Consider the following 23756-nt stretch of genomic DNA (forward strand, 5'->3'; position numbering starts at 1 on the left):
ACGCCCCATCATGCCCCGGTTCCCGCCGTTCCACCCTGAGAGGGGGGGCACGTACGACCCTGGCCTCCGCGTCGAGACTGAGAAATTCGTGGATAGCCTGAAGTTGGTCACGTGCCCGATCTGGCAGCTGGCCCCGCTCACGAAGCGCGGCCGTGAGGCTGTCCTCCGACCGGCAGGGGGCACGCTCCGGGCTGCGCTCGTGGCCGGCTGGCGCGTGCGTCGGCTTGGAGAGGAGGATCCGTTCGCGCTCGTGCTGCGGCTGAAAGACCACCTCATGCACGACCGCCTCGTGTCCGCCTCGCCTGAGCGCATGCCCCTTGAGTTCATGGACCGGTGCCTCGTCGTGACGCCCGCCCAGGTCATCGCCGTTCACGGCTCCGACGAGACTTGGGCGCTGAGCCAACTGGGAGACATCATGGTCGGGACTTATCCCGCCCCCCGCCGGCGAGCGCGGCGGCTGCCCGCCGAGGACGCCGAAGCGCTGGGGTGGCTCCAGGCAGAGCCGCCCCGATCCCCCGAAGCCAGCCCCATCCAGGAGTGAGCCCGATGTCTACCGTCACCGATGCCCACCGGGAGTGGATCGCCGAAGCCCTCGCGGCACCCTTCGAAACGCCGCGCCGCATCCCTACGCTGGGCAGGGTGAAGGTCCGCACAGAGCCGCTGCCCGACCTCTTTCGGGACATCCTCGACGCGTTGGACGCCCCGTCCGAGCCGGAGACCCCGACCCCGGTTGGGATGTCGCCAGGCGAGCTCCTGAGGTCGCATTTCGGAGAGGCGCTCCCCGGCCCGTCCGCGCACACGCTGAAGCGGCGGGCCCTCAAGCGCCAGAGGGTGGAGGCCGAGGCCAAGGTCCAGCCCGAACCGGTCGCCGCGGCACCGGACCCGGCCCCCCGCCGAGGATCCGATGGCCCGCCTCGTAGCGTCCGGGATCGCGAACGAGTACATCGCCGGCCTCGGCGCGCTTCGGGATCCGGACAATCGGGCTCCCTACTCCCCCCGCTCCATCGGCTTTCCGGTGAGGCTCCACCGGGTTGGCGGCCCCTTCCAGCCGCCGACGGCCCCTAGGATCTGGGAGCTCCACCTCTCCACCCCCGCGTGCGGCGACCTCCCGTTCGTCCGCAGGGTCGAGGAGGTCACCGGGCTGAGGGCGATCTGGGCCTCAGGTCCCGGCACGCTCGGGCAATGGCATCACGCCGTGGACCTCGCCAACGACGATGGGTGGGAGCGGCTCGCCTCCTCAATGGAGCACACAGAGCCCCGCATGGTTGCCAACGCGATCAGGATGCATGTCGCCGTTGGCAGCCTAAGCGCGGCAAACGGCCGCCGGCTCCTTCTGGCCGTCGGCGTCGCCGAGCCTGAGACGCGGGCATGCCTGAACCCTGACAGCAGCATGCAGTCATCCCTCGGCGGATGGCAGGCGATCCACGCCGTAGAGGACGGCCTCGTCGCCCCGGGCAACCCGAAGCGAAACACGTACGCTCGGGTCACAGACGCCGGGTGGCGCAGCGTCGGGAGGGAGCCGCCCACGAACGCTGAGCCCAAGGCCCGTCGGAAGGCGGTTTGATCGGCGGGGTCTCCTCAACCCTGAGGAGACCCCCACCCTCACGCTGCCTGCGCCATCGAGCCCGCAAGGGCGTCCCCTGCTTGCCGGGCGGCCACGTCCGCGAGGAGCTCTTGGATCTCAGGCACGGTCACTGGGCGGAATTGCCAGCAATCCACGCCGACATCGCACGCCCGCGCCGTCGGGGGGATGGCCCCGTGGGAGTGCCCGTAGAAATGGAGGCGGCCCCTGTGGATGTCCCTCCACGTGACGTGCGCGTAATGCGAGAGCCACACCGGGACGGCATTCGCCATGCCGCTGTCCTGGATCGAGATCGCCACCACATCGTGGATCCCGCCCTCCCAGCCGAGCCGCTCGCCTCTGGCCTCGTGATTGCCCCTGAGGAGCGTCTTGTGGCCTGCGAGGCGTGAGAAGATCGCCTCGGCGTGCTTCATCGAGCAGCCATAGGCAAAATCGCCGACATGGAAGACCCTGTCGCCGGGGCGCACGCGGTTGTTCCAGGCGGACACGAGGTGCTCGTCATGCTCCTCCCGGGAGCCGAAAGGACGGGGCCTGCCCATGCGATCGCTGAGCATGCCAGCATGCCCGAAGTGGGTGTCGGAGGTGAAGTAGGTCGTCACGGGGGGATCCCCTCTCAGCATAGGAACGCAGGCGTCCGGAGGCCCGGACGGGATGGCTGGCTTCAGGCCAACAGGCGTTTCGATATGCGGAGGAGGGCGGTCTTCATCGGAATAGCCTCGCCGATCGCGGCCGCCCCGGCAAGCCCTGGTTCGTCCGAGGGTTAGGCGATCCCTGGCCGGATCGCCGGAGCCCAGGCGGTCAGCCCAGGGCGCCGTTAACCGACAACCCACGCACCGCTTCCCACGGCCACGTTTTCCGGCGAGTCTTTTCGGATGAGCGATTCGACCGATCCCCTGTCCTACCCCTTGATCGCCGACGTGCACTCGATGTCCGAGGGTGCGTACGGACGCGCGGAGCACGCCGGCGACGACGTGCCCTTGAACCTGGAGACGGCGATGTGGGCCCCCGAGCTTCGGGGTCTCGGGCACCTGCCGCTCTATTCGACCGCCGACCTGCGGGGAGCGATCCTCCGCAGGGAACTGATCGTGGGGCGACGCGGCCGCCTGATCGAAGTCACGCGCCGGCAGCTGCGCGAATGGAGGGAACGATGCCACCTCGGTCTGGGGCCGAACCAAAGCCCCGCAAGCCCCGGGCAGCCAAGCCCAAGTCCCTCGGCAAGACCGGACGCGGCAACCCCTACCTCTGGTGGCGCCCCGGACGCGTCGATGCCGACGGCGTCGACCGTAACGGCAGGTGGTGGATCGTCCACCGCGGCAAGCAGGTCCGAAGCACTGGCTGCGGTGCTGGCAAGGACGAGGAACGCCGCGCGCTCCAGGCCCTAGACGACTATACCGCGACCCTCCACGTCATCGCGCCTGAGGAAGCCGGCGGCCCGCGGAAGAACCGGCCGGCCAACGAGGTCCTCGTGGCCGAGGTCCTCGACCGGTACCGGGACGCGAAGAAGGGGCGGGTCGATCCCGCGACCGGCGAGGTGAAGGGCGGCGTCGCCCGGCACCACGAGCTGGCGCAGCGCATCGCCACCCTCCTCGACTGGTGGGGGACCCGGACCCTCGACGAGGTCGATAGCGCGACCTGCGCCGAATACGTGACCTCGCGCGTCGGCACGCCGTGGAAGGCGCACGCACGGGCTGGTCTCGATCGCAACGGCGAGCCGCGAAAGGGCGACGGGAAGCCGATGCGGCGCGGCCACTCCAAGCCGACGAAGGCCCGGGTCGTCACCGAGGGCGGGGCCCGGCGGGAGCTTGAGGACCTGCGCGCCGCCATCAACGCAGCGATCGGCGACGGCCTGACGCGCGACACCGTCCGGGTGACCCTGCCGGCCAAGGGCGAGGAGCGGGACCGCTGGCTGACCAGCGCAGAGGCCGCCCGGATCCTCCTCGGTGCCTGGCGCAAGAGGGAGGTGCAGACCGTCCACTCCGGCCCCCGGAAGGGTGAGCGTGTCGTCGGCCGTCTCGTGTGCAAGCACCTGGCGCGCTTCGTCCTCGTCGCGCTGCGCACAGGCACCCGGTCGGGACCCGTCTGCAACGCCAGCTTCGAGAAGGTCGTCGGCAAGCCGTGGATGGAGCTCAAGACCGAGCGGTCCGTCGAGGACCGGGTCGAGCGGGTCGTGGTCGACGGCGCCGAGTACGAGCGCCGTGTCCAGGTCCCCGTGGTCAAGCGCGTGGCGATCTTCCACCGCAAGGCGCTCGGCACCAAGGAGAAGGAGAATAAGAAGGCCCCCACCGTTCGGATGCCGGACAGCCTCGTCGCGCATCTCTGGCGCTGGCGCCACGTCCTCGGACAGACCTACGTCGTCGAGTGGCAGGGCAAGCCGGTCGGGTCGACCAAGCGGAGCTTCGCCAACCTTTGCTACGACCTCGGCTTCGGGGACGACGTCGTCCGGCACTCGCTCCGGCACACGGCCGTGACCTGGGGCATGCAGGCCGGCGTCGATATCTGGGAGCTTGCCGGGTACGTCGGCATGACGGTCGAGATGATCGAACGTCGGTATGGCCACCACTCGCCAGCCCACATGGAAGGGGCGCGCGCTGCCCTTGGCGGGAGGGGGCGGAAGCGGGCCGCCTAGCCCGCTCGGTTCTTCATCAGGAGGTCGATCTCTGCGGCGATCGAGCGCTGGCAGATGCCCAGAAGCCTGTGGAATTTCTCGCGCTCGGAATAGGAGAGCCGGGTCTTGCCGCTGTGCACGATCTCCGACCGAACGGAATAGAGCCCTCGGAAGTCGGCGAGGACCTTCTCCCGGTCGGCCTGGCTCTCGCCGATCAGGTAGGCGCAGCGGTTGCTCAGGAGCTCGCCGATCCCGACCATGTCCGAGGTCTTCTTGTCCCCGAGCAGGATTTCCATGGCGACCATGGCCTGGACGAACGACAGGGTTTCGTTCCGGCTCGCGTAGCTGCCCGCCAGCCACTGCCCCGCCCGCAGGATCCGTCCAGCCTCCCGCGGATGGGAGAAGCACGACCCCATCGTCCGAAGCACCGTCCCGGCGAACCGCACGTAGTTCTGGTTGCCGGCGAGGCCGGTGCAGTCGAACCCCTCCAACCCCATGACGACCGTCGCCTCCATGTCGACGCTGGTGTCGTAGGCCCACGCCCCGTCGACCTGCCGGTGGACATGGTACGAGCTGCGGGGCGGACCGAAGGGGGTCGAGTTCGAGGACGGGCTGTAGCGGAACAGGTGCAGCGCGATGCCGAGGCCGAGGAATGTCTGAAGGGTCTCGACCGCCCGAAGCACCGTGCCGGTGGTGCCGTACCGGTCGGCGTATCCGGAGCCCGGCACCTGCAGGTAGACGGCGTCCGTCTCCCAGGCCCCCTTGGCGCCGAGGGTCATGAGCAGGGAGGATGCGTAGGGGAGGGGGAACTGCGCCTGCAGCGCATCGCTCGTCCGGACCAGCGAGATGCCGCCGCCGATGTCCATCGGCCCCGTCGCGTCCATCAGGGTCGCCAGCACCGTCCCGATCGAGCGCGGGAGCCGAAGGCTGAAGACATAGTCCCAGGGAAGGGACGCGAACTCCCCGACGATCCGCTGCGCGATCGGCGCCGGATCCGCGAAGGGCGCGAGGCTGACGAGCTGCTCCGGCAGCGGGATCGCCATGTCCTGGAAGGTGCCAAGGTTGGACAGGAGCCGGCCGATCCGGTCGGCGGCGAAGTCCGAGACTGGCCGCTCGTCGATCATGGCCGTCAGCGGAACCGGGAGACGGTCCTGTTTCGGGACGACGTCATTCAGGGGGATGAGGGCGTCGAGGGTCTGCCACGCCAGGATGGTGCCGTAGATGACGCGGAGCTTCCGCATCCCGGCGGTCAGCACCTCTTCGAGGCGGGCGGTGCAGTTGGCGTGGAGGTTCAGGGGCACGTTCGGCCTGTCGATCGGGCAGAGTTTTAAATGACCGAATGAGCGGTTCTTGCACCAACCTGTGGCCGAACCTGTGGCCGGACCGATGCTCTCTGAGCCGGGAAGACCGTTCCCCTAGGGAAAACTGGTCGGAGTGGCAGGATTTGAACCTGCGACCCCCACGTCCCGAACGTGGTGCGCTACCAGACTGCGCTACACTCCGACAAAGCCGGCTGTCTCGGCCGGCGAGCGGACGTATAGCGAGCCCTCTTCGGTGTCGCAAGCGCTTCCTCGCGGGAATCGTGCGGCGAAGGCCCGCTCATGCAAGCGCGGCCCAATGCGCGGGAAGGCGAAACAGCCGGCACGGATGATCGGGCCGCGGAATTGCAACGGCTCCGACGACATCCGTTTCGATGTCGAGGTCGATCAAGGACCAGCCGTCCGATGCCGGGTCCTCGCCGTCCCAGCGGATGGTGGCGGGGGACGGGCCGTCGACGCTGAAACCATCGAGCGGCAGGGCGAGGCCCGTGCCGAGGGCTTTGACGACCGCTTCCTTGCGCGTCCAGCAGCGGAAGAAGAGTGGCGTCTGCCGGTCGTGCGGTGCCCGGGCGAGGGCAGCGATCTCAACGGGATGGAAATGCGCCCGGACGATCGCGAGCGGATCGCCGACCGGGCGGATCGCCTCCACATCGACGCCGATCGGAGCGCAATGCGAGACGCCGATCAGGGCGTGAGACCCCGAGTGGGAGAGATTGAAGTGAAGGCCCGCCCGCTGCGCCGGGACCAGGACCGGCTTCCCGCCGGTTTCCTGCTCGAAGGCCACGTCGCCCGGCGGCAGATCGCGGTAGCGGCCGAGGATCAGCCGAAGCGCGGCGTGGCTCTCGATGAAGCGCGCCCGGTCCTCGTGACGATAAAACCGCTCGGCCCGCGCACGCTCTTCCGGGGAGAGCCACGCCGCCAACTCAGTCCGATCGGCTGCGCCGAGGGTGAGGTCCACGCGCCAGACCGCAGTCCCGGTGTCGGGCGCAGGAGGGACGCTCGGCCAATCGTGCGACGAACGAAGGTCGGGCTGTTGCGGATCCTCCGCCCTGGTTCGGCCCATCTTGAAACGCCCGAGCCTCCTGCACCGCCCGTGAACGCATCCACGGGTCCGCCGGAGAGCCTACCATGACGTTTCGGGAGACACGATCAGGCGACGGCGTGATCACGACGGAAACGAAATCTCGGTCGTTCAGGCGTAGACGTTGCCGCCGGTCTGCGGAAACCGTTCGGCGAGAGCGCGACGCAGCTTTTCGAGGGCACGGTTCTCGATCTGGCGCACCCGCTCCTTCGAGATGCCGAGCCGGTGTCCCAAGGCTTCGAGGGTGGCCTGATCCTCGGCGAGGCGGCGCTCCTTGAGGATGCGCAGCTCGCGCTCGGACAACACCGTCAGAGCTTCGTTGAGCCAGATCAGGCGGCGCTCGCCATCGACCGTCGCCGATACCGTTTCGTCGGGCAAAGCGGCGCCGTCGACGAGGAAATCCATGCGCTCGGACGAGGCTTCGCTCTCCTCGCCCACGGGCGCGTTGAGCGACATGTCGGGCCCGGAAAGGCGCGCATCCATCAGCGCGACGTCCTCTCGCGAGACGCCGATAGCCGTGGCGATGCGGCGGTGAATCTCGTCGCCGACATGCTCCTCGGTGGACTGCATCAGCTTGGCGCGCAGGCGGCGCAGATTGAAGAACAGGGCCTTCTGCGCCGAACTCGTTCCGCCGCGGACGATGGACCAGTTCCGGAGGATGTAGTCTTGGATCGACGCGCGGATCCACCAGGTGGCGTAGGTGGAGAAGCGGACCTCGCGCTCGGGTTCGAAGCGCGCCGCCGCCTCCATCAGCCCGACATGGCCTTCCTGAACGAGGTCGGCCATCGGCAGTCCATAATGCCGGAAGCGTCCGGCGATGGCGATGACGAGACGCATGTGGGCCGAGATCAGCCCGTGGAGGGCGCGCTCGTCCCGATCGTCCTTCCAGCGGACGGCGAGTCCGCGTTCCTCGTCCCGCGCAAGGAAAGGCGCCTCCATCGCCGTGCGTATGAATTGCCGCCGGATCCCTGCGATATCCGCCATCCCCGCCTCCGTCTCGATGGAACGTCTGCTTCTCACCACGGGTCGATCGCGCCGATCGAAATCGGACCGGAGACCTGTGCCTGGCAACGCGACAACACGAGGTGGTTGGGATGGTTCCGCGGATCGGGTGCTTCACACGGTCTCGTGAGCAAGGCACGGAACTGGGGCTGCGCAACGAAAAAGCCCGGCGCGATGCGCCGGGCTCGAAATGCGTGTTTCCGGACCTCTGCCGGGATGCGCGAGGCTGCCGATCAGGCGGCTTCTTCCTGCAGGTCGTCGCTCTCGGCTTCGCCTTCCGCCTCGGCTTCGCCCTTGGCGCGGCGCGGGGACTTGGCGAGGCTCTGCTCGATGAGCTTGAGAGCCTCGGTCTCCGTGATGCGGTTCACGGACGAGATCTCGCGCACGACCCGGTCGAGCGCCGACTCGTAGAGCTGACGCTCGCTGTAGGACTGCTCGGGCTGCGCCTCGGAGCGGTAGAGGTCCCGCACCACCTCGGTCACCGACAGGAGGTCGCCCGAGTTGATCTTGGCCTCGTATTCCTGGGCGCGGCGGGACCACATGGTCCGCTTGATCCGGGCGCGCCCGGTGAGGAGGTCCAGGGCCTTCTTCACGAGTTCCGGCTCGGCGAGCTTGCGCATGCCGACGCTGTTGGCCTTCGCGGTGGGGACGCGCAGGACCATCTTGTCCTTCTCGAAAGACACGACGAACAGCTCAAGCTTGTAGCCGGCGATCTCCTGCTCCTCGATGGCGGTGATGCGACCGACACCGTGGGCTGGGTACACGACCGCTTCGCCGGTCTTGAAGCCTTGGCGGCCTGCCGTCGTCTTCTTGGCTGTGGTCATGCGAGAAGCGCCTCCAGAACATTGCGCGGCCTTGAACGCCGCGCCGAACCCTGTAATCCGGGGTGGGTGACCCGGCTCCAGCCCCTTGTCCGAAGGATCTGCATCGGCGATGCACAACCTGCCGGTTCCCGGGCAAGCCGATGATCGCGCAACGAGGGAGCGGTCGCCGAAGGCAGCAGGGCCTTCAGCGATCGATCGCGTGCGACCCCAATCCACAACTGAGTGTGAGACCCATCAGGTGATGGCTGGAGGCAGCACGTCGGGCACGAACGACGGCAGGACTTTGTAATAACACAAACCAGCCGACGAATCAAAGGATTGCCGGCCCATGGTCGTGTGATCGGCCCTGGCTCCCGAGCCCTCCACAGCCTCTTTGCAAGGTCCGGGGCTCGCTCGATGTCTTCGTCTAGACGGCGGCGTCGCGGCGATCAGTCGCCCGTGCCGGGATTGGCGGAGAAGTGCGCCTCGAACTTGCCGGCGACCCCGTCCCAGGTCTTGGCGTCGGACGGAGCGTCCTTCTTCTGGGTGATGTTCGGCCAGGTGCGAGCGTAGTCGGCGTTCACCTTCAGCCAGGTCTCGAGGCTCGGCTCGGTATCGGGCTTGATCGCCTCGGCCGGACATTCCGGCTCGCAGACGCCGCAGTCGATGCACTCGTCCGGGTGGATGACGAGCATGTTCTCGCCTTCGTAGAAGCAGTCCACCGGACAGACCTCGACGCAGTCCATGTACTTGCACTTGATGCAGTTGTCGGTGACGACGTAGGTCATGGGGCCTTCAGTCCTTGATCCGGCCTTCCGGGAGCGTCCCGATGCCGATGCATGGTCGCTCGCGCAGATCGTTGCACGGATGCCTTAATGCGGGGTGGCGTGGATGCGGGTTCGCACGGGCAAGAGGGAGTCGCGCTGGCTCTAGACCCTGTCCGGGGGGCTGACAAGCATGCCGACGGGCCGAGCGCACGACCGCCCCGCCGGTGTCGCGCCGGTGACACGCGAGCCCGGCCTATTCGGGCGCATGTCCCACCACCTCGTAGAGGCGCTGGGCGTCCGGCGCCGGGCCGCGGCGCTCGCCGAGGTCGAGGACCCGGGCGATCACGGTGGCATGGGCCGCCGCGACGGTCACGACATCCCCGAGGGCGACGGCGGTCGCGGAAGCATCGACCCGCTTGCCGTTGACCCGGACATAGCCGTCGGCGACCAGGCGTGCCGCGAGCGGCCGGGTTCGCGCGAAGCGAGCGAACCACAGCCATTTGTCGAGCCGCTGGCGTCCCGGCTTCATCCCACCTCAGCGCTTGCGGTCATTCCCCGCCTCGAGCTGCGCCTTCAGGGCCGCGAGCTTGGCGAAGGGCGAATCCGGGTCCGGCGCCCGCTCGCGGCGCTGCGGACGGGGCTCGTCGCGGGGCGCGGCCCGCGGCTCGTCCCGACGCTCCGGCCGGGTCCGGCCCGGCTCGAAGCGCTCGCGGCGCTGCGGGCGGCCTCCCTCCGGGCGTCCCTCGCCGGGGCCGCCGCGGCGACCGCCCTCCGGGCGCTCCCCCGGCGCACCGCGCGGACGGTCGCGACCCTCGCCGCCGGGCGCGCCCGGCCGGCGGTGATCGGGCCGTGCCTCGCCGGCCGCCCGGGGGGCGCCGCCGTCACGACCCTGGCCGCGCGGACGGTTCTGGCGCGGATTGGCGTTGCGCTGGTGACGCCAAACCTCGACGGTCGCGACCTCGGCCGGAGCCTCGGCGGCGGACGCCTCGCCGTCGGTAGCGTCGGCCGGAGTCTCGATTCCGGTGGCCTCGGCCGATGCGTCGGTAGCGGTGGCCTCCGGCTCGGCCGTCTCGGCGCCCTCCGTCGGATGTTCCGCGGACTCGGCAACGGCCACCGCGTCGGCGATGGGCTGCGGAGCGGCCTCCTCGACGGCCTCGGACGACGCGACGGGCGCCTCGGCTGGGCTGTCCTCCCGGGCCGCCGGACTCGCCTCGGCGACGGCGCCCTCCGCAACGGCCTCCTCGGCAGCAGGCACTTCGCCGGCGGCCTCGTCATGAGAGGCGACGGCGACGGAATCCTCCGTCGAGCCGGGCGCGATCTCGGTCTCGGCAGTCTCGGCCGATGCGTCGCCGTCGCCGGCCGGCACCGCCTCGACGTCGCTCTCGGGGGCCGCTTCGCCCGCCGCCTCGGCCGGGGCATGCTCGTCGGACGCCGCCTCGCTGCTCGCGGCGGCGGCCGGAACGACCGGCTGCGTCGGGGCGGCCGGGATCAGCGGTACGGTGATGGCCGGCCCCGGGCGGGTCTCGGGGGCATAGCCGAGGGATTTCAGGATCGAGGCGAAGTCCTCGCCCGAGCAGCCGACGAGGGAGGTCATGCCCACGGTCGCCACGAAGGCGTCGCCATCGGCCGCGCCCACGGGGGCCTCGCCCGGCGTCGTGCCGGGGCGGTAGGCGATGGCCGGGCGAATCAGGTCGGCGAGGCGCTCCAGGATGTCGACGCGCACCGCGCGCTCGCCGCAGACGCGGAAGCCGGCCGCGCGGTACAGGCCCTTGGCGATCTCCGGGTCGACCTTGATCGACGTGCGGCCGGAGCTGGCGAGATGCGCGATCTCGTCGAGGCCGCGCTGGTCGAGCCCGCCGTTCTTCAGGGCCCAGAGCTGGGCCGCGAGGGTGCGGGGCGCCGGCTTCAGCAGGGCCGGCAGGAAGATGTGATAGGCGCCGAAGCGGACGCCGTGGCGGCGCAGCGCGCCACGGCCTTCCTGGTCGAGGGTGCGCATCTCCTGCATCACCTTGGCGCGCTCCAGCACGCCCAGGGCCTCCACCACCTGGAAGCCGATGCCCTTGGCGAGCCCCGTGAGGTCCGCCGCGGTCTCGATCTCCATCAGCGGGCCGAGAAGGCGCACCACGTAGGCCTTGAGCCAGGCCACGAGCCGGGCCTCGACCTTGTCGCGGGCCGGACCGGTCAGCTGCTCGTCGGCGAGCAGGCGGACATGCGGCTCGAACAGCTTGTCGCCGGGCGTCAGCTTGGCGACCGGGTCGCCGGTCCACCGGATGACACCGTCATGGCTCAGCACCAGAGAGGCATCGGCAGCCGACGAGAACCGCTCGGCGCGGGCCTCGATCTCACCGCCGAGCGCCTTTTCGGCCGCCGAGCGCAGGGTCTTCGCCTCATGTCCTTCCGCACCGGGATCCGGAACGAACTGGAAGCCATGCAGATGGCCGACATGCTGGCCCTCGACGGTGACGTCCCCGCCGGCGGTGATCTCAGCTTCCAACATCGTATTCTCTCTCAGGCGCCGCATCAGGACGCTGGTGCGCCGATCGACGAAACGGCTCGCGAGGCGTTCGTGCAGGGCGTCGGACAACCTGTCCTCTACCCGACGCGTCTCGCCCTGCCAATGCACCGGATCAATGAGCCAATCCGGACGGTTCGCCACGAAGGTCCAGGTCCGCCCCTGCGCGATGCGCTGGGAGAGCGCGTCGATGTCGCCGTCGGTGCGGTCGATCATGGCGACGTGCTTGGCAAACCAGTCGTCGGGGATGCGCCCCGCCATACCGCGCATGAGGAAGCGGTAGAGCTGGGCGACGAGGTCGGCGTGGGTCTGCGGATGCACCTTGCGGTAGTCCGGCACGCCGCAGACGTCCCAGAGCCGGCGGACATGGGCCGGCCGGTTCGCGAGGTCGCGGATGTCGTCCTCGCGCATCAGAATTTCGAGAGCCGACTGGTCCTCACCCATGGGCGCGCGGGTCAGGCCCTTCTCGCGCGGGTGCTCGTCCAGGCTCTCCTGCAGCGCCTTCAGGGAGGCGAAGTCGAGGTCGGGGTTGCGCCACTGCAGCACGCGCAGGGGCTCGAAGTCGTGGGTCTCCAGGGCCTCGATCATCTCGGGCTCGAAGGGGGCGCAGCGTCCCGTCGACCCGAAGGTGCCGTCCGAGAGGTGGCGCCCGGCGCGGCCGGCGATCTGTCCCATCTCTGGCGGGGTCAGCTTGCGGAAACGGGTGCCGTCGTATTTCCAGTTCGCCGCGAAGGCGACGTGGTCCACGTCGAGGTTGAGGCCCATGCCCACCGCATCGGTGGCGATGAGGTAGTCGACGTCGCCGGACTGGTAGAGCTCCACCTGGGCGTTGCGGGTCCGCGGCGAGAGCGCGCCGAGCACCACCGCGGCCCCCCCGCGCTGGCGCCGGATCAGCTCCGCGATGGCGTAGACCTCCTCGGCCGAGAAAGCGACGATGGCCGAGCGCCGGGGCAGGCGACCGAGCTTCTTCTCGCCCGCGAAGGTGAGCTGCGAAAGGCGCGGCCGCGTCGTGGTGTGGACGCCGGGAATCAGCGACTGCACGAGGGGCAACATGGTCGAGGAGCCGATGAGCAGGGTCTCTTCGCGCCCACGCTGGTGCAGCAGGCGGTCCGTGAAGACGTGGCCCCGGTCCATGTCGGCAGCGAGCTGGATTTCGTCGATCGCCACGAAGGCGACGTCGAGGTCGCGCGGCATCGCCTCGATGGTGGAGATCCAGTAGCGCGGCCGGTCCGGCTTGATCTTCTCCTCGCCGGTGACGAGGGCGACCTTGTCGACCCCCACCTTCGCGACCACCCGAAGGTAGACCTCCCGCGCCAGGAGCCGGAGGGGGAGGCCGATCATGCCCGTCGGATGGGCGAGCATGCGCTCGATGGCCAGATGAGTCTTGCCGGTATTGGTCGGCCCGAGCACCGCCGTGACGCCGCGTGCGCGGGCCTGCGGAGAGAGGGAGGGGCGGATCATGAGGTGGGGGCGGTCCCTTCGGCGAGGCCGGCAGGCTCAGGAACGGGGGAGACCGCCGCGGCGCCTTCAGGGGCGGCGCTGCCGTGGCGGCTGCGCCCCATATGGGTCGCCATAGCCCTGCCTGCCATCCCGTGGCGGCACGCCGGACGTGCCGAGGCTCGGGTAGATTCCGATCTCCACGGGCGGCCGCGCGCCCTGCGGTGCGACATCGGCGCAGAGAGTGTCGGGCATGGCCGTGAGGGGGCCGCGACGGGGCGGACGGTTCTCGATGACCTGAGCCGACGAATAGGCGTCGCCTCCGCAATCCGGCCCGGTCGAGAGGGTCGATTGCGCCGGAGCCTGCCCGGCCGCCAGGGTGAACAGCGCGGCGAGCGCCACGCGCAGGCCGGTCCGCTTGCCGGTGGAGGATCTCACTGCGCGAGGCTGGCCTGCGTGACGGGGTTACCGGGGGCCGACACCGTGGTGCTTCCCTGCTGGCCGCCGGTCTGGGTCCACCGGGTCGCCTCGATGATGTTGGTGCCGACGGTGGTCCGGACCGCGATGCGCACCGGCAGGAGCACGCGGGTGCCCTCGACCGGAGCGAGCCAGACCGACATCTCGCGATTGTCCTCCATGAACTTCACGCCCGGCCGGTCCGGACGGTGGCCGGCGATGGGCGTGTAGCGCGCGTTGCAGACGAGGACGGGACCGCTGTAGCCGGGCTTGGCCACGCTGCGGGTCTCGCCGTAGCTCAACACGACGTCGAACCGCGTCGCCCCGTCGAAGATCGGCAGGGTCCGGTTGCAGTTGGCCGGGTCCATGGGATCGGCGCGTCCCTGCACGGGCATCATCAGGGCGCTCGCCGGATCGATGACCCCGCGCTTGTTGGCGGAGGTGATCGGCACCCGGTCGCCCATGTCGATCAGGGGCGGGGTGATCTCCGCCTGGGTGACGGTGCCGCGGGCCAGGGCCATGCGCACGGCGATGCCGGAATTGGTGGTCTTGGTGGCGATCGCGAAGGTGTTGGGCTGCGGCGCCGCCGCGATGGCGCCGCTGGCGCGGGCCGAGCCCATGCCACCGGTGACGACGCCCGCGAGGCCGGTCAGCCGGGCCGAGACGTCCATCCGGTAGCCCGAGCCCTCGAAGGCGCCGGCCACCTGGGCGTTCCCGATGGTCAGCCCCGCCAGGGCGATGTCGTAATCGACGGTGACGGTCGCGGCCGCCTTCGCGGCTTTGGGCCGCGCCTGCGCCGCGGGTGCGGCGGCGAGGCCGGCCGCGAGCGTCAGCAGGCTGGCGCCGAGGAGGAAGAGCGGGGCGGGGCGCTTGCGGGTGCCGCACATGGCTGGGGACTCGGGGTTGGCTGTCGGTCGCCGGTCGAACGGACCGGGGACATCTCGCCGGCATCGTCCGCGCTCATGGTTAACACATCGTTGGAGGCGATACAGTCGCGCTTGAAATCGCGGGGTCCGGATCGCATGCGTCGCCACCGGCGAATTGGCGCGAAAGATCGTCCCGCACCTTGACGCCAAGGGGCACTGTCCCCTATAGGCTCGCGCCTTCAATGAGAACGCCGCTCCACCGGGCCTGGCGTGCGAGAAGCCGTTTTCCGCGACGCGGTCTTGGTTTCCCGCCAGCCTGTCGGACATGCGGAACGAGACGGGAAATAGAACAATGTCGCGCCGTTGCGAACTCACGGGCAAAGCCGTGCAGACCGGCCACCTCGTGAGCCACTCGAACCGCAAGACCAAGTGCCGGTTCCTGCCGAACCTGTGTCAGGTCACGCTGCAGTCGGACGCCCTCAAGCGTCGGGTGCGCCTGCGCGTCACGGCCCACGCCCTGCGCTCGGTCGAGCACCGCGGCGGCCTCGATGCCTTCCTCATCAAGGCCCGCGAGATCGAGCTGTCGCAGACGGCCCGTCTCCTGAAGCGCGAGCTGCACAAGAAGCTCGCCGAGGTCGAGACGCCCGTCGCCGCCTGAGGCGTCGAACGGACCGGTTCGCGTCGGCGCGAGTCGCCCTCGAATCGGACGAAAAGCTCATCGGGTTCCCGAACGGCCGCCGCACGCTGAGCGCGTACGGTGGCCGTTCGCGTTGGAAGGACCGGCTCGACTTCGATGACTGTCCTGTCGCTCGTCGCCCCGATCTTCGGCCTCATCCTGGTCGGCTGGATCGCGGCCCTGGCCGGCTTCCTGTCCGACAAGGTCAGCGACGGCCTCTCGGAATACGTCTTCTCCATCGCCGTCCCGGCCCTCATCGTCGCCACCCTGACGCGGCCCGGACTGACGGGAGAGATCACCCCGTCCTACTGGTTCAGCTACTTCGGCGGCGCCGGCCTCTCCTGGCTGATCGGCTCGGTCCTCAGCCTGCGCCGCAAGGGGGTGGAGCGGCGCGGCGCGATCCTGCACGGCTTCGCCGCGAGCCAGTCGAACACGGTCTTCATCGGCGTCCCGATGATTCTCCAAGCCTATGGCGAGGAGGGGGCCTTCCCGCTCTTCATGCTGCTGGCGGTGCACCTCCCCCTGATGATGGGATGCGCCACCTTCCTGATCGAGGCGGACGGGCAGACCTCGATCCTGAAGCGCCTGCGGGGCCTCGCCCTCGTCCTGCTGCGCAATCCGATCTTCCTGGCCCTGATCGCCGGCCTCGCCATGAAGGGGCTCGGGCTCGCACCCACCGGCATGGTCAAGGCGCTGGTCGATTCGCTCGCGGGCACCGCCTCGACCTGCGCGTTGATCGCCCTCGGGGCCGGTCTCGTGCGCTACCGGGTCCTCCACGACCTGCCGAGCGCCATGGTCATCACCGGACTGAAGCTGGTGATCCATCCCCTGGCCGTCTGGGTCCTGGCCTTCCACGTCTTCACCATGCCGCCGGCCTATGCCGGCGTGGCGACCCTGTTCGCGGCGATGCCGGTGGGAATCAACGCGTACCTGCTCGCCTCGCGCTACAAGACCGAGACCGGCGTAGTCGCCGCCGCCGTGATGCTCTCGACCCTGCTGGCGATCGTCACGACCATCGCCTGGCTGACATTGCTCGGGCACGCTTGACGTTTCGAAGTCGCGTTTGTACCGATCGGTACAAACGCGGTCGCGTCGATCGTGGGCCGGGGAGTTTCCGTCATGTCCGAATCGCGTCCACCGCTGCCGCCCTTCACGCTGGAGACCGCGATCCGGAAGGTGCGGGCCGCCGAGAACGGCTGGAACGGCTGCGACCCCGAGAAGGTCGCGCTCGCCTACACGCCGGACAGCCGCTGGCGGAACCGGGCGGAATTCTTCTCCGGGCGGCCCGCCATCGTGGCCTTCCTGCAGCGCAAATGGGCGCGCGAGCTGGACTATCGCCTGATCAAGGAGATCTGGGCGCACGGCGAGGACCGGATCGCCGTGCGGTTCGCCTACGAGTTCCGGGATGCGTCCGGGCAATGGTTCCGCGCCTACGGCAACGAGAACTGGGCCTTCGATGCGAATGGGCTGATGCGCGAGCGCCATGCCAGCATCAACGACCTCGCCATCACGGAGGCCGAGCGCAGGTTCCACTGGGACCGCTCCGCACCGCGGCCGGAGGATCACCCGGGACTGACGGAGCTCGGACTCTAGGGGCCTCGGCATGGGACAGGGGGAGGGCGCCCGGGCAGCGGCGATTCCCGTCCTGGCCGAGGTCTTCCGCGAACACGGCTACGAGGGCGCCAGCCTCGCGCTCCTCGGCGCGCGCACGGGACTCGGCAAGGGCAGCCTCTATCACGCCTTCCCGGGGGGCAAGGCGGAGATGGCGGAGGCCGTTCTCGCCGCGATCGAAGGGTGGTTCGAGACCCGGATCTACGCGCCCCTTCGGACGGATGCCGACCCGCGCGCGGCGATCGCCCGGATGCTGTCAGAGACCGATGTCTATTTCCGCTCGGGCGGACGGGTCTGCCTCGTCGGTGCTTTTGCCCTGACGGATGGGCGAGATCGCTTTGCCGCGCGCATCGCCGGGTACTTCACGGCCTGGCGCGAAGCCCTCGCCCAGGCCTTGCTGCGGGTCGGACACGGGCCGGAGGCAGCGGACGACCTCGCCGAGGAGGCCGTCGCGGCGATCCAGGGCGGGCTCGTCCTGGCCCGCGCCCTCGACGAGCCCGCGGCCTTCGGGCGGATGCTGGGGCGGCTCCGGCCCCGCCTGCTTCCCGATCCCTGAAGCCGGCGGCCGGGCCGCCCGGCCGCCGGTCGAGGTCGGGCGCTCAGCTGCCGGGGGTCAGCTTCAGGATCTTGCCGTCCGCTCCCTCGGTCACCGCGTAGACCGCACCGTCGCTGCCCACCCGGACGTCACGGATGCGGGCCTGGAGAGGAATCCGCTCCTCGGTCACCACCTTGTCGCCGTCGAGCTTCACCGCGACGATGCCCTCGCTGACGAGGCCGCCGATGAGGAAGGTATCCTTCCAGCCCGGGAAGGCGTCGCCGGTATAGAGGGCCATGCCCGAGGGGCCGATCACCGGATCCCAATAATAGACCGGCTGCGCGGTCCCGCCCGCCTGGGTCTTACCCTCGCCGATCTTCTCGCCGCTGTATTCGAGGCCGTAGGTGACCTCGGGCCAGCCGTAATTCACGCCGGGGCGGGGCCGGTTCAGCTCGTCGCCGCCCCTGGGGCCATGCTCGGCGGTCCAGAGCCGGCCCTGCGGGTCGAGGGCGGCCGCCTGCACGTTGCGGTGTCCATAGGACCAGATCTCGGGCTTGGCCTTCTCGCCACCGGAGAACGGGTTGTCCTTGGGCGCATTCCCGTCCGTGTCGATGCGGAAGACCTTGCCGAGGCCGCTGGTGAGGTCCTGCGCCTGGACGCGAGTGACCTTGTCGGAGCGCTCCCCCACCGTGACGAACAGCTTGCCGTCCGGTGCGAACACCAGCCGCGAACCGAAATGCTTGTCGCCGTCATAGGTCGGCATCTGCCGGAAGATCACCTTGACCTCGTCGAGGCGGGCGGCGCCGTTCTCCTCGATCAGCTTGGCGCGGAGCACGCTGGTGCCGTTGCCCTTCTCGCGCGGCTCGGAATAGCTCAGGTAGATCCGCCGGTCGGCCGGGAAGCTCGGGCTGAGGGCGACGTCCAGGAGGCCGCCCTGGCCGCGGGCGTCCACCTTCGGCACCCCCGGGATCGCCGGACCGGGCGTGCCGTCCTTGGCGACGATCCGGAGCTTGCCGGCCTTCTCGGTCACGAGCATCCGGCCGTCCGGCAGGAACTCCATCGCCCAGGGGCTGTCGAGGCCCTTGGCCACCACCTCGGTCTTCACCTTCGTGGCGGCCTCCGGCTTCGGCGCCCGGGTCTGGTTCGGCAGGAGCGGCTTGTAGGGCGCGTTCGGCGCTTCCGTCTCGGCCGGGCTGTTGCCGGTGGCCGGGCTGGTCGGGGCCGCGAAGGCCTCGCCGCCGACCCGGGGCTGCCTCGGTTCGGCGCTCGCCGGCTCCTGCGCATGGACGGCCGTGCCGAGGCTGAGGAGGGCTGCGGTAGCGAGCAGGCTGTACGGGTTGCGCTTCACGTCGGGTGTTCCTCCATGCCGGTCCCAGGACCGGCTTCGGGTCGAGCTCCATAGGCCGGCCGGGCGGCCACCGGAGCAGGGACGACAGGGACATGGGGCGACCGACACGCTTTGACGAGGCCCGATCTGCGACGAGGCCGGATCGATCGCCGCGGCGCGCAGGCGTGGACAATCCGCGTTCCTGGGCGATGTCAGCCCTGCTTGCGGCGCAGGATGCCTTGACCGTTCCCCCCGCCATCGCCAACTCTCGCCGACAGCGCACGGTCTCGCAGCGCGACGACAGCGAAGAGGTGGTTCCGCAGGCGCGGAACCGGAAAGGAAGTTTCCCCATGGCGACGGTGAAAGTGACCGACGCGAGCTTCGAGCAGGACGTCCTTCAGTCCGCGGAGCCGGTCGTAGTGGATTTCTGGGCCGAGTGGTGCGGCCCCTGCCGCCAGATCGGCCCGGCCCTCGAAGAGATTTCCGCGGATCTCCAGGGCAAGGTGAAGATCGCCAAGGTCAATGTCGACGAGAATCCCGGGATCGCCGCCCAGTACGGCATCCGCTCGATCCCGACGCTGCTGATCTTCAAGGACGGCCAGCTCGCGAGCCAGAAGGTCGGTGCGGCGCCGAAGGGCGATCTGTCCCGCTGGATCCAGGCCAGCGCCTGAGAATGTGACTGCAGGCGGCTTCGAGGGAGGCCCGACATCGAAAAGCCCGGCGTCGAGCCGGGCTTTTTCATTGGGCGTTTCCCCGGCACGTCCGCGCAGGATCACCGCGCGGCGGGGATCCGCAAACGGAAGAAGCCCGGCCTTGCGGCCGGGCTTCCCCGTTTCGAGCCCCGAAATGTCGGCTTAGTACGAGCCGAACTTGTAGTTCAGGCCGGCGCGGACGACGGCGAACTCGGTCGAGTTGTTGCGGGTAATGCCGGACGTGGTCGTGGCGTAGGGCGTGCCAGTGCGGAACTGGAGGCCGGTGCTGTTGGAGACAGCGAACACATCGCTGGCGTTGTTACGATCCAGATTCACGTACAGACCTTCGACCTTCAGCGTGACGGCCGAAGAACGGAAGAAGTTCAGGAACGAGTCGGTCGGGAGAGCGTATTCGATGCCACCACCAGCAGCGTAGCCGGTGCGGAAGCTGTCGTTGCCGCGGAAGCCGCCGAATGAACGGTCGCTGCTGCCAGCGCCGTAGGCGAAGCCGCCGGTGCCGTAGAACAGGACGCGATCGAAGGCGTAACCGATGCGGCCGCGCACGGTGCCGAAGTAGTCGAGGCTGGCCAAGCCATTCGGATTGACGAAGGTCAGATCGGGATTCGGCGTACCGATGAAGTTCGCTGAGCGTCCACGGTTGCGACCGAAGTCGACATACTGGGCGTCCGCCTCAATACCGACCACCACGCCGGAGCCTGGCGTGAACTGATAGTTGTAACCAATCTGACCGCCGCCCGTGAAACCTTCCATCGAGCTGCGATCGCTGTAGATCACAGCGCCGTTGCCGCCGACCAAGCCGGGGTTACGGAAGATGCCCGACGCGCCAGAGGCAACGACCGAGGTCACACCAGAGTTGTCGCTGGCGTCGAAGCCGTAGCCGGCGTTGAAACCGGCGTAGAAGCCGGTCCAGGTGAACACCGGCACCGGCACGAAGACCGGCGGCGCAGCGCGGCGCGGCAGGTCGGCGGCCGAAGCGGCAGCGGTGAGGGCCGTGAAGGCCGCGAAAGACGTAAGAAGCTTTTTCATTATTTGATCCCCAGCGATATGCCCGATCGACCGAGAACCTACTGCAGTTTCCACAGCCAAGATGTAGCGCCAGGGTCACACAGCAGACTTGACGTGGTCGTGAACGAAGCTGGAAAAGTTAAGAAAATCAGGTGGGCGGCGTACCGTTGGCGGTGAGGACAGCACCCACCAAGTAGAGCGAACCGCAGATCAGGATGCGCGGCGGCTGCTCGAAGGCGATGCTCGCCAAGCTCTCCAGGGCGGCCTCGACGCTGGGCGCGGTTTGGGCGTTCAAGCCGACCTCCGCGGCGATGCTCGCGACCTCGTCGGCCGGCCGGGCGGCCATCTGCCCGGCGATCGGGACCGCGACCAGCACGCGCGCCAGACCGATGAAATTGCGCAGGAAGCCTTCCGCGTCCTTGGTACCCAGCAGGCCGACGATGAGGACGAGCGGAACGTCCGAGCGCTCGCCGAGATCCGCCATGGCGGCGGCGAGGATGCGGCCGCCGTCGATGTTGTGGCCGCCGTCGAGCCAGAGTTCGGCGCCCTTCGGCACGAGCTCGGACAGGCGTCCCCGGTTCAGGCGCTGCAGGCGCCCGGGCCACTCGACGCTGTTGAGCCCGGCCTCGATGGCGGCGGTGCCGATGTCGCCGAAGCCGGCCGCCCGCAGGGCCGCGATCGCGGTGCCCGCATTGGTGAACTGGTGGCGACCGTTGAGGCGGGGTTTCGGCAGATCGAACAGGTCGACGTCGTCCTGGTAGACGAGCCGCCCGCGCTCGGCATGGACCGAGAAATCCTGGTTGCCGACCCGGATCGGCGTGGCGCCCACGGATTCGGCGAGACGGCACAGGACCGAATCGGCCTCGGCGTAATCCTGCGCGGCGATGATCGCCGGGCAGCCCTTCTTGAAGATGCCGGCCTTCTCGGTGGCGACGGCTTCGACGGTGTCGCCGAGATACTCGGCATGGTCGCGCCCGATGGGCGTGACCACGGCGGCGGCAGGCCGGTCGATCACGTTCGTGGCGTCGACCCGGCCGCCGAGGCCGACTTCCAGCAGCAGCACGTCGGCCGGCTCCTCGGAGAAGAGCAGGAGGGCCGCCGCCGTGGTGATCTCGAACACGGTGATCGGTTCGCCCTCATTGGCCGCTTCGCAGCGCGCGAAGGCATCGGCGAGCTGGTCCTCGGGGACGAACTGGCCACCGCCGACGGCCCCGATCCGGATGCGCTCGTGGAAGCGCACGAGGTGCGGCGAGGTATAGACGTGGGCCGCGAGCCCCGCCGCCTCGAGGATCGCCCGCATGAAGGCGATGGTCGAGCCCTTCCCGTTGGTGCCGGCGACGTGGATCACCGGCGGGAGCTTGCGCTCGGGATGGCCGAGACGGGCGAGGAGGCGCTCGATCCGCCCCAGCGACAGGTCGATCGTGCGGGGGTGGAGGGCAAGGAAGCGCGCCATCAGCGCGTCGGAGGAATCCATGGTCGAACGTCGCGTCGCGGAGGGAAGGGGGTTCGGCGGGCGGGGGGCCTCAGGCGGGCTCCTGAACCGGAGCGGCGGCCGTTCGGGCCGGCTGCATCCCCGGCGCCTGATTCGTGAGGAGGCCGCACAGGTTGGCGATCGTGTCCTTGAGGGCGTGCCGGTGCACCACCTGATCGACCATGCCGTGGTCGCGCAGGTACTCCGCGCGCTGGAACCCGTCGGGCAGCTTCTCGCGAATGGTCTGCTCGATCACGCGCGGTCCGGCAAAGCAGATCAGCGCGCCGGGCTCGGCGAGATGGACGTCGCCGAGCATCGCGTACGATGCGGTCACGCCGCCGGTGGTCGGGTTCGAGAGCACCACGATGTAGGGCAGCTTCGCCGCGTTGAGCCGGCGCACCGCCACGGTGGTGCGGGGCATCTGCATGAGCGAGAGGATCCCCTCCTGCATGCGCGCGCCGCCGGAGGCCGAGAACAGGATGTAGGGGGTGCGCTTGTCGAGGGCGGTCTCGGCGCCGCGCACGAAGGCCTCGCCGGCCGCCATGCCCAGGGAGCCGGCCATGAAGGCGAAGTCCTGCACCGCCAGGGTCATCGGGAGGCCCGAGACCCGGCCGAAGCCGACCTTGAAGGCGTCGTTCATCCCGGTCTTGGCCCGGGCGTCCTTCAGGCGGTCGACGTAGCGCTTCTCGTCCCGGAACTTCAGGGGATCGATGGCCACATCCGGAAGGGGCACGTCGATCCAGGTGCCCTCGTCGAACATCATCTTCAGGCGCGCCTGGGCGCTCATCTTGAGATGGTGCTCGGAGCCGGGGATGACCCAGTGGTTGCTCTCCACCTCCTTGTGGAAGACCATCTGGCCCGTGTCGGGACACTTGACCCAGAGGTTCTCCGGGGTCTCGCGCTTGAACAGGGTCTTGATCTTGGGGCGCACGACCTCCGAGATCCAGTTCATCGGTTCAACCATCATCCGACGGCGTCCTTGTGCGAGCTCGAAGCGAGCGAGCCGGAAAGTCTCGTGAAATTGCGTCAGGCGCGGGGCGAGGAGCGAACGCCCTCGGCGAGCTCGCGGACCAGGGCGCTGACGGCGTCGACCGTGCCGCCCTTCGACACGCCCTCCGTATCGAGGGTCGCCCGCATGGCGTCGACCAGGGCCGAGCCGACCACGACCCCGTCGGCACCGCGGGCGATGGCGGCGGCATCGGCGCCGGTGCGCACGCCGAAGCCCACGACGATCGGCAGGTCGGTGTGTCGGCGGATCCGCTCCACCGCCTCGGCGACACGGTCGAAGTTCGGCGTCGCCGTGCCGGTGATGCCGGTGATCGAGACGTAGTAGACGAAGCCGGCCGTGTTCGCGAGGACGGCGGGGAGCCGCTTCTCGTCGGTGGTCGGCGTGGCGAGGCGGATGAAGGCGAGGCCCTTGGCCAGAGCCGGCAGGCAGAGCTCGTCGTCCTCCTCCGGCGGCAAGTCGACGATGATCAGCCCATCGATGCCGGCCGCGAGGGCATCGTCGAGGAAGCGCTCGACCCCGTAGGCGTGGATCGGGTTGAAGTATCCCATCAGGATCACCGGCGTCCTGTCGTTCCCCTGGCGAAAGCGCCGGACGAGGTCGAGGGTCCGCACCACGCCCTGCCCGTGCTTGAGCGCCCGCAGGCCGGCCGCCTGGATCGCCGGGCCGTCGGCCATCGGGTCGGTGAAGGGCAGGCCGAACTCGACGATGTCGGCGCCCGAGGCGGGCAGGGCCTCCAGCACCTTCAGGGACGTCTCGGCATCCGGGTCGCCGGCCATGACGTAGGTCACCAGGGCCGCCCGCTTCTCGGCGCGGCAACGTGCGAAGGCGGCGGCGATGCGCGCCTGACCGGGATTTGCCGAACTCGTAGCCGTCATGACACTCACGTCTCACGTTCCCCGGGGCCGCCCCTGGCGCGGCCCGGGATCAAGCCGCCGCGCCTACACCATCGCGAACGGCCCGTGAAGCGGGCCGCGCGTCG

Annotated in this window: 23 protein-coding genes and 1 tRNA gene; 8 read left to right on the forward strand and 16 right to left on the reverse strand. The window is 69.4% G+C overall.

Going from position 1 to position 23756, the window contains the following annotated elements; translation table 11 throughout:
- Positions 1-88 precede the first annotated feature (88 nt).
- Both AC0IWM_RS10765 and AC0IWM_RS10770 read left to right on the forward strand, forming a co-directional pair.
- On the forward strand, positions 89-541 hold the full coding sequence (locus AC0IWM_RS10765) for a hypothetical protein (protein ID WP_156650075.1): 453 nt from the start codon (positions 89-91) through the stop codon (positions 539-541).
- A 363-nt stretch (positions 542-904) separates the two neighbouring features.
- Positions 905-1564: a hypothetical protein gene (locus AC0IWM_RS10770; RefSeq protein ID WP_056355197.1), complete on the forward strand. Its 660-nt coding sequence runs from the start codon at positions 905-907 to the stop codon at positions 1562-1564.
- Positions 1565-1602: 38 nt separating this feature from the next.
- Here AC0IWM_RS10770 and AC0IWM_RS10775 read toward each other — a convergent pair whose 3' ends face one another.
- Positions 1603-2181, reverse strand: coding sequence for a metallophosphoesterase (locus tag AC0IWM_RS10775; protein ID WP_200917671.1), 579 nt, complete (start codon positions 2179-2181; stop codon positions 1603-1605).
- Positions 2182-2729: 548 nt separating this feature from the next.
- Between AC0IWM_RS10775 and AC0IWM_RS10780 the strand changes: the two genes are divergently transcribed.
- A complete protein-coding gene (locus AC0IWM_RS10780; RefSeq protein WP_156650077.1) occupies positions 2730-4208 on the forward strand; it encodes a site-specific integrase in 1479 nt (492 codons plus the stop codon).
- Here AC0IWM_RS10780 and AC0IWM_RS10785 read toward each other — a convergent pair.
- From AC0IWM_RS10785 to AC0IWM_RS10830, 10 genes are all read right to left on the reverse strand, one after another.
- A complete protein-coding gene (locus tag AC0IWM_RS10785) occupies positions 4205-5488 on the reverse strand; it encodes a HEPN domain-containing protein (RefSeq protein ID WP_056355206.1) in 1284 nt (427 codons plus the stop codon). The two genes, AC0IWM_RS10780 and AC0IWM_RS10785, sit on opposite strands and share 4 nt — an antisense overlap.
- 125 nt (positions 5489-5613) lie before the next feature.
- Positions 5614-5690 (reverse strand) — tRNA-Pro (locus AC0IWM_RS10790).
- 96 nt (positions 5691-5786) lie between these two features.
- Positions 5787-6464: a 4'-phosphopantetheinyl transferase family protein gene (locus AC0IWM_RS10795; RefSeq protein ID WP_471754833.1), complete on the reverse strand. Its 678-nt coding sequence runs from the start codon at positions 6462-6464 to the stop codon at positions 5787-5789.
- 234 nt (positions 6465-6698) lie between these two features.
- Positions 6699-7571, reverse strand: a complete 873-nt coding sequence (locus AC0IWM_RS10800) for an RNA polymerase factor sigma-32 (protein WP_056477170.1) — start codon at positions 7569-7571, stop codon at positions 6699-6701.
- 251 nt (positions 7572-7822) lie between these two features.
- Positions 7823-8413, reverse strand: coding sequence for a CarD family transcriptional regulator (locus tag AC0IWM_RS10805; protein WP_056477167.1), 591 nt, complete (start codon positions 8411-8413; stop codon positions 7823-7825).
- Positions 8414-8841: 428 nt separating this feature from the next.
- On the reverse strand, positions 8842-9180 hold the full coding sequence (gene fdxA / locus AC0IWM_RS10810; protein WP_471754835.1) for a ferredoxin FdxA: 339 nt from the start codon (positions 9178-9180) through the stop codon (positions 8842-8844).
- A gap of 232 nt (positions 9181-9412) precedes the next feature.
- Positions 9413-9688, reverse strand: a complete 276-nt coding sequence (locus AC0IWM_RS10815; RefSeq protein WP_471754837.1) for an RNA-binding S4 domain-containing protein — start codon at positions 9686-9688, stop codon at positions 9413-9415.
- A 6-nt stretch (positions 9689-9694) separates the two neighbouring features.
- Positions 9695-13132, reverse strand: coding sequence for a helicase-related protein (locus AC0IWM_RS10820; protein ID WP_471754839.1), 3438 nt, complete (start codon positions 13130-13132; stop codon positions 9695-9697).
- 66 nt (positions 13133-13198) lie between these two features.
- Positions 13199-13546 (reverse strand): hypothetical protein, encoded by a 348-nt coding sequence (locus AC0IWM_RS10825; RefSeq protein ID WP_471754841.1) that lies wholly within the window; start codon positions 13544-13546, stop codon positions 13199-13201.
- Entirely contained in the window at positions 13543-14451 is a 909-nt protein-coding gene (locus AC0IWM_RS10830) for a DUF3108 domain-containing protein (RefSeq protein WP_471754843.1), read from the reverse strand. The genes AC0IWM_RS10825 and AC0IWM_RS10830 overlap by 4 nt, the downstream gene beginning before the upstream one ends.
- Before the next feature lie 331 nt (positions 14452-14782).
- Here AC0IWM_RS10830 and rpmB point away from each other — a divergent pair, with 331 nt between their 5' ends.
- From rpmB to AC0IWM_RS10850, 4 genes are all read left to right on the forward strand, one after another.
- Positions 14783-15088, forward strand: a complete 306-nt coding sequence (rpmB, locus tag AC0IWM_RS10835; protein ID WP_056185141.1) for a 50S ribosomal protein L28 — start codon at positions 14783-14785, stop codon at positions 15086-15088.
- A 135-nt stretch (positions 15089-15223) separates the two neighbouring features.
- The gene (locus AC0IWM_RS10840) at positions 15224-16153 is read left to right on the forward strand and encodes an AEC family transporter (RefSeq protein WP_056477153.1); all 930 of its coding nucleotides are present in this window, start codon (positions 15224-15226) and stop codon (positions 16151-16153) included.
- A gap of 72 nt (positions 16154-16225) precedes the next feature.
- On the forward strand, positions 16226-16699 hold the full coding sequence (locus tag AC0IWM_RS10845; protein WP_471754845.1) for a nuclear transport factor 2 family protein: 474 nt from the start codon (positions 16226-16228) through the stop codon (positions 16697-16699).
- A gap of 10 nt (positions 16700-16709) precedes the next feature.
- A complete protein-coding gene (locus tag AC0IWM_RS10850) occupies positions 16710-17273 on the forward strand; it encodes a TetR/AcrR family transcriptional regulator (RefSeq protein ID WP_471754847.1) in 564 nt (187 codons plus the stop codon).
- Positions 17274-17316: 43 nt separating this feature from the next.
- On the opposite strand, the gene AC0IWM_RS10855 is transcribed toward AC0IWM_RS10850, so the two are convergent.
- Positions 17317-18600: a PQQ-dependent sugar dehydrogenase gene (locus AC0IWM_RS10855; RefSeq protein ID WP_471754849.1), complete on the reverse strand. Its 1284-nt coding sequence runs from the start codon at positions 18598-18600 to the stop codon at positions 17317-17319.
- Positions 18601-18929: 329 nt separating this feature from the next.
- Here AC0IWM_RS10855 and trxA point away from each other — a divergent pair, with 329 nt between their 5' ends.
- The gene (trxA, locus tag AC0IWM_RS10860) at positions 18930-19250 is read left to right on the forward strand and encodes a thioredoxin (RefSeq protein WP_055956782.1); all 321 of its coding nucleotides are present in this window, start codon (positions 18930-18932) and stop codon (positions 19248-19250) included.
- Positions 19251-19433: 183 nt separating this feature from the next.
- Here the strand turns inward: trxA and AC0IWM_RS10865 are convergent, their stop codons facing one another.
- The 4 genes from AC0IWM_RS10865 to trpA form a co-directional block, all read right to left on the reverse strand.
- Positions 19434-20318, reverse strand: a complete 885-nt coding sequence (locus AC0IWM_RS10865; protein WP_471754851.1) for an outer membrane protein — start codon at positions 20316-20318, stop codon at positions 19434-19436.
- 127 nt (positions 20319-20445) lie between these two features.
- Entirely contained in the window at positions 20446-21771 is a 1326-nt protein-coding gene (locus tag AC0IWM_RS10870) for a bifunctional folylpolyglutamate synthase/dihydrofolate synthase (RefSeq protein ID WP_471754853.1), read from the reverse strand.
- Between the two features lie 49 nt (positions 21772-21820).
- The gene (gene accD, locus AC0IWM_RS10875) at positions 21821-22732 is read right to left on the reverse strand and encodes an acetyl-CoA carboxylase, carboxyltransferase subunit beta (RefSeq protein ID WP_471754871.1); all 912 of its coding nucleotides are present in this window, start codon (positions 22730-22732) and stop codon (positions 21821-21823) included.
- A gap of 62 nt (positions 22733-22794) precedes the next feature.
- Positions 22795-23652: a tryptophan synthase subunit alpha gene (trpA, locus tag AC0IWM_RS10880; protein WP_471754855.1), complete on the reverse strand. Its 858-nt coding sequence runs from the start codon at positions 23650-23652 to the stop codon at positions 22795-22797.
- Positions 23653-23756 lie beyond the last annotated feature (104 nt).

The organism is Methylobacterium sp. AC433 (assembly GCF_979253015.1).

What these genes read in the sequence shown, in the direction of transcription:
- AC0IWM_RS10770 (WP_056355197.1), top strand. Translation starts at nt 905, where the DNA reads ATGGCCCGCCTCGTAGCGTCCGGGATCGCGAACGAGTACATCGCCGGC.
- AC0IWM_RS10780 (WP_156650077.1), top strand. Translation starts at nt 2,730, where the DNA reads ATGCCACCTCGGTCTGGGGCCGAACCAAAGCCCCGCAAGCCCCGGGCA.
- AC0IWM_RS10800 (WP_056477170.1), bottom strand. Translation starts at nt 7,571, where the DNA reads ATGGCGGATATCGCAGGGATCCGGCGGCAATTCATACGCACGGCGATG.
- AC0IWM_RS10805 (WP_056477167.1), bottom strand. Translation starts at nt 8,413, where the DNA reads ATGACCACAGCCAAGAAGACGACGGCAGGCCGCCAAGGCTTCAAGACC.
- fdxA (WP_471754835.1), bottom strand. Translation starts at nt 9,180, where the DNA reads ATGACCTACGTCGTCACCGACAACTGCATCAAGTGCAAGTACATGGAC.
- AC0IWM_RS10815 (WP_471754837.1), bottom strand. Translation starts at nt 9,688, where the DNA reads ATGAAGCCGGGACGCCAGCGGCTCGACAAATGGCTGTGGTTCGCTCGC.
- AC0IWM_RS10820 (WP_471754839.1), bottom strand. Translation starts at nt 13,132, where the DNA reads ATGATCCGCCCCTCCCTCTCTCCGCAGGCCCGCGCACGCGGCGTCACG.
- AC0IWM_RS10830 (WP_471754843.1), bottom strand. Translation starts at nt 14,451, where the DNA reads ATGTGCGGCACCCGCAAGCGCCCCGCCCCGCTCTTCCTCCTCGGCGCC.
- rpmB (WP_056185141.1), top strand. Translation starts at nt 14,783, where the DNA reads ATGTCGCGCCGTTGCGAACTCACGGGCAAAGCCGTGCAGACCGGCCAC.
- AC0IWM_RS10840 (WP_056477153.1), top strand. Translation starts at nt 15,224, where the DNA reads ATGACTGTCCTGTCGCTCGTCGCCCCGATCTTCGGCCTCATCCTGGTC.
- AC0IWM_RS10845 (WP_471754845.1), top strand. Translation starts at nt 16,226, where the DNA reads ATGTCCGAATCGCGTCCACCGCTGCCGCCCTTCACGCTGGAGACCGCG.
- AC0IWM_RS10850 (WP_471754847.1), top strand. Translation starts at nt 16,710, where the DNA reads ATGGGACAGGGGGAGGGCGCCCGGGCAGCGGCGATTCCCGTCCTGGCC.
- trxA (WP_055956782.1), top strand. Translation starts at nt 18,930, where the DNA reads ATGGCGACGGTGAAAGTGACCGACGCGAGCTTCGAGCAGGACGTCCTT.
- AC0IWM_RS10865 (WP_471754851.1), bottom strand. Translation starts at nt 20,318, where the DNA reads ATGAAAAAGCTTCTTACGTCTTTCGCGGCCTTCACGGCCCTCACCGCT.
- AC0IWM_RS10870 (WP_471754853.1), bottom strand. Translation starts at nt 21,771, where the DNA reads ATGGATTCCTCCGACGCGCTGATGGCGCGCTTCCTTGCCCTCCACCCC.
- accD (WP_471754871.1), bottom strand. Translation starts at nt 22,732, where the DNA reads ATGGTTGAACCGATGAACTGGATCTCGGAGGTCGTGCGCCCCAAGATC.
- trpA (WP_471754855.1), bottom strand. Translation starts at nt 23,652, where the DNA reads ATGACGGCTACGAGTTCGGCAAATCCCGGTCAGGCGCGCATCGCCGCC.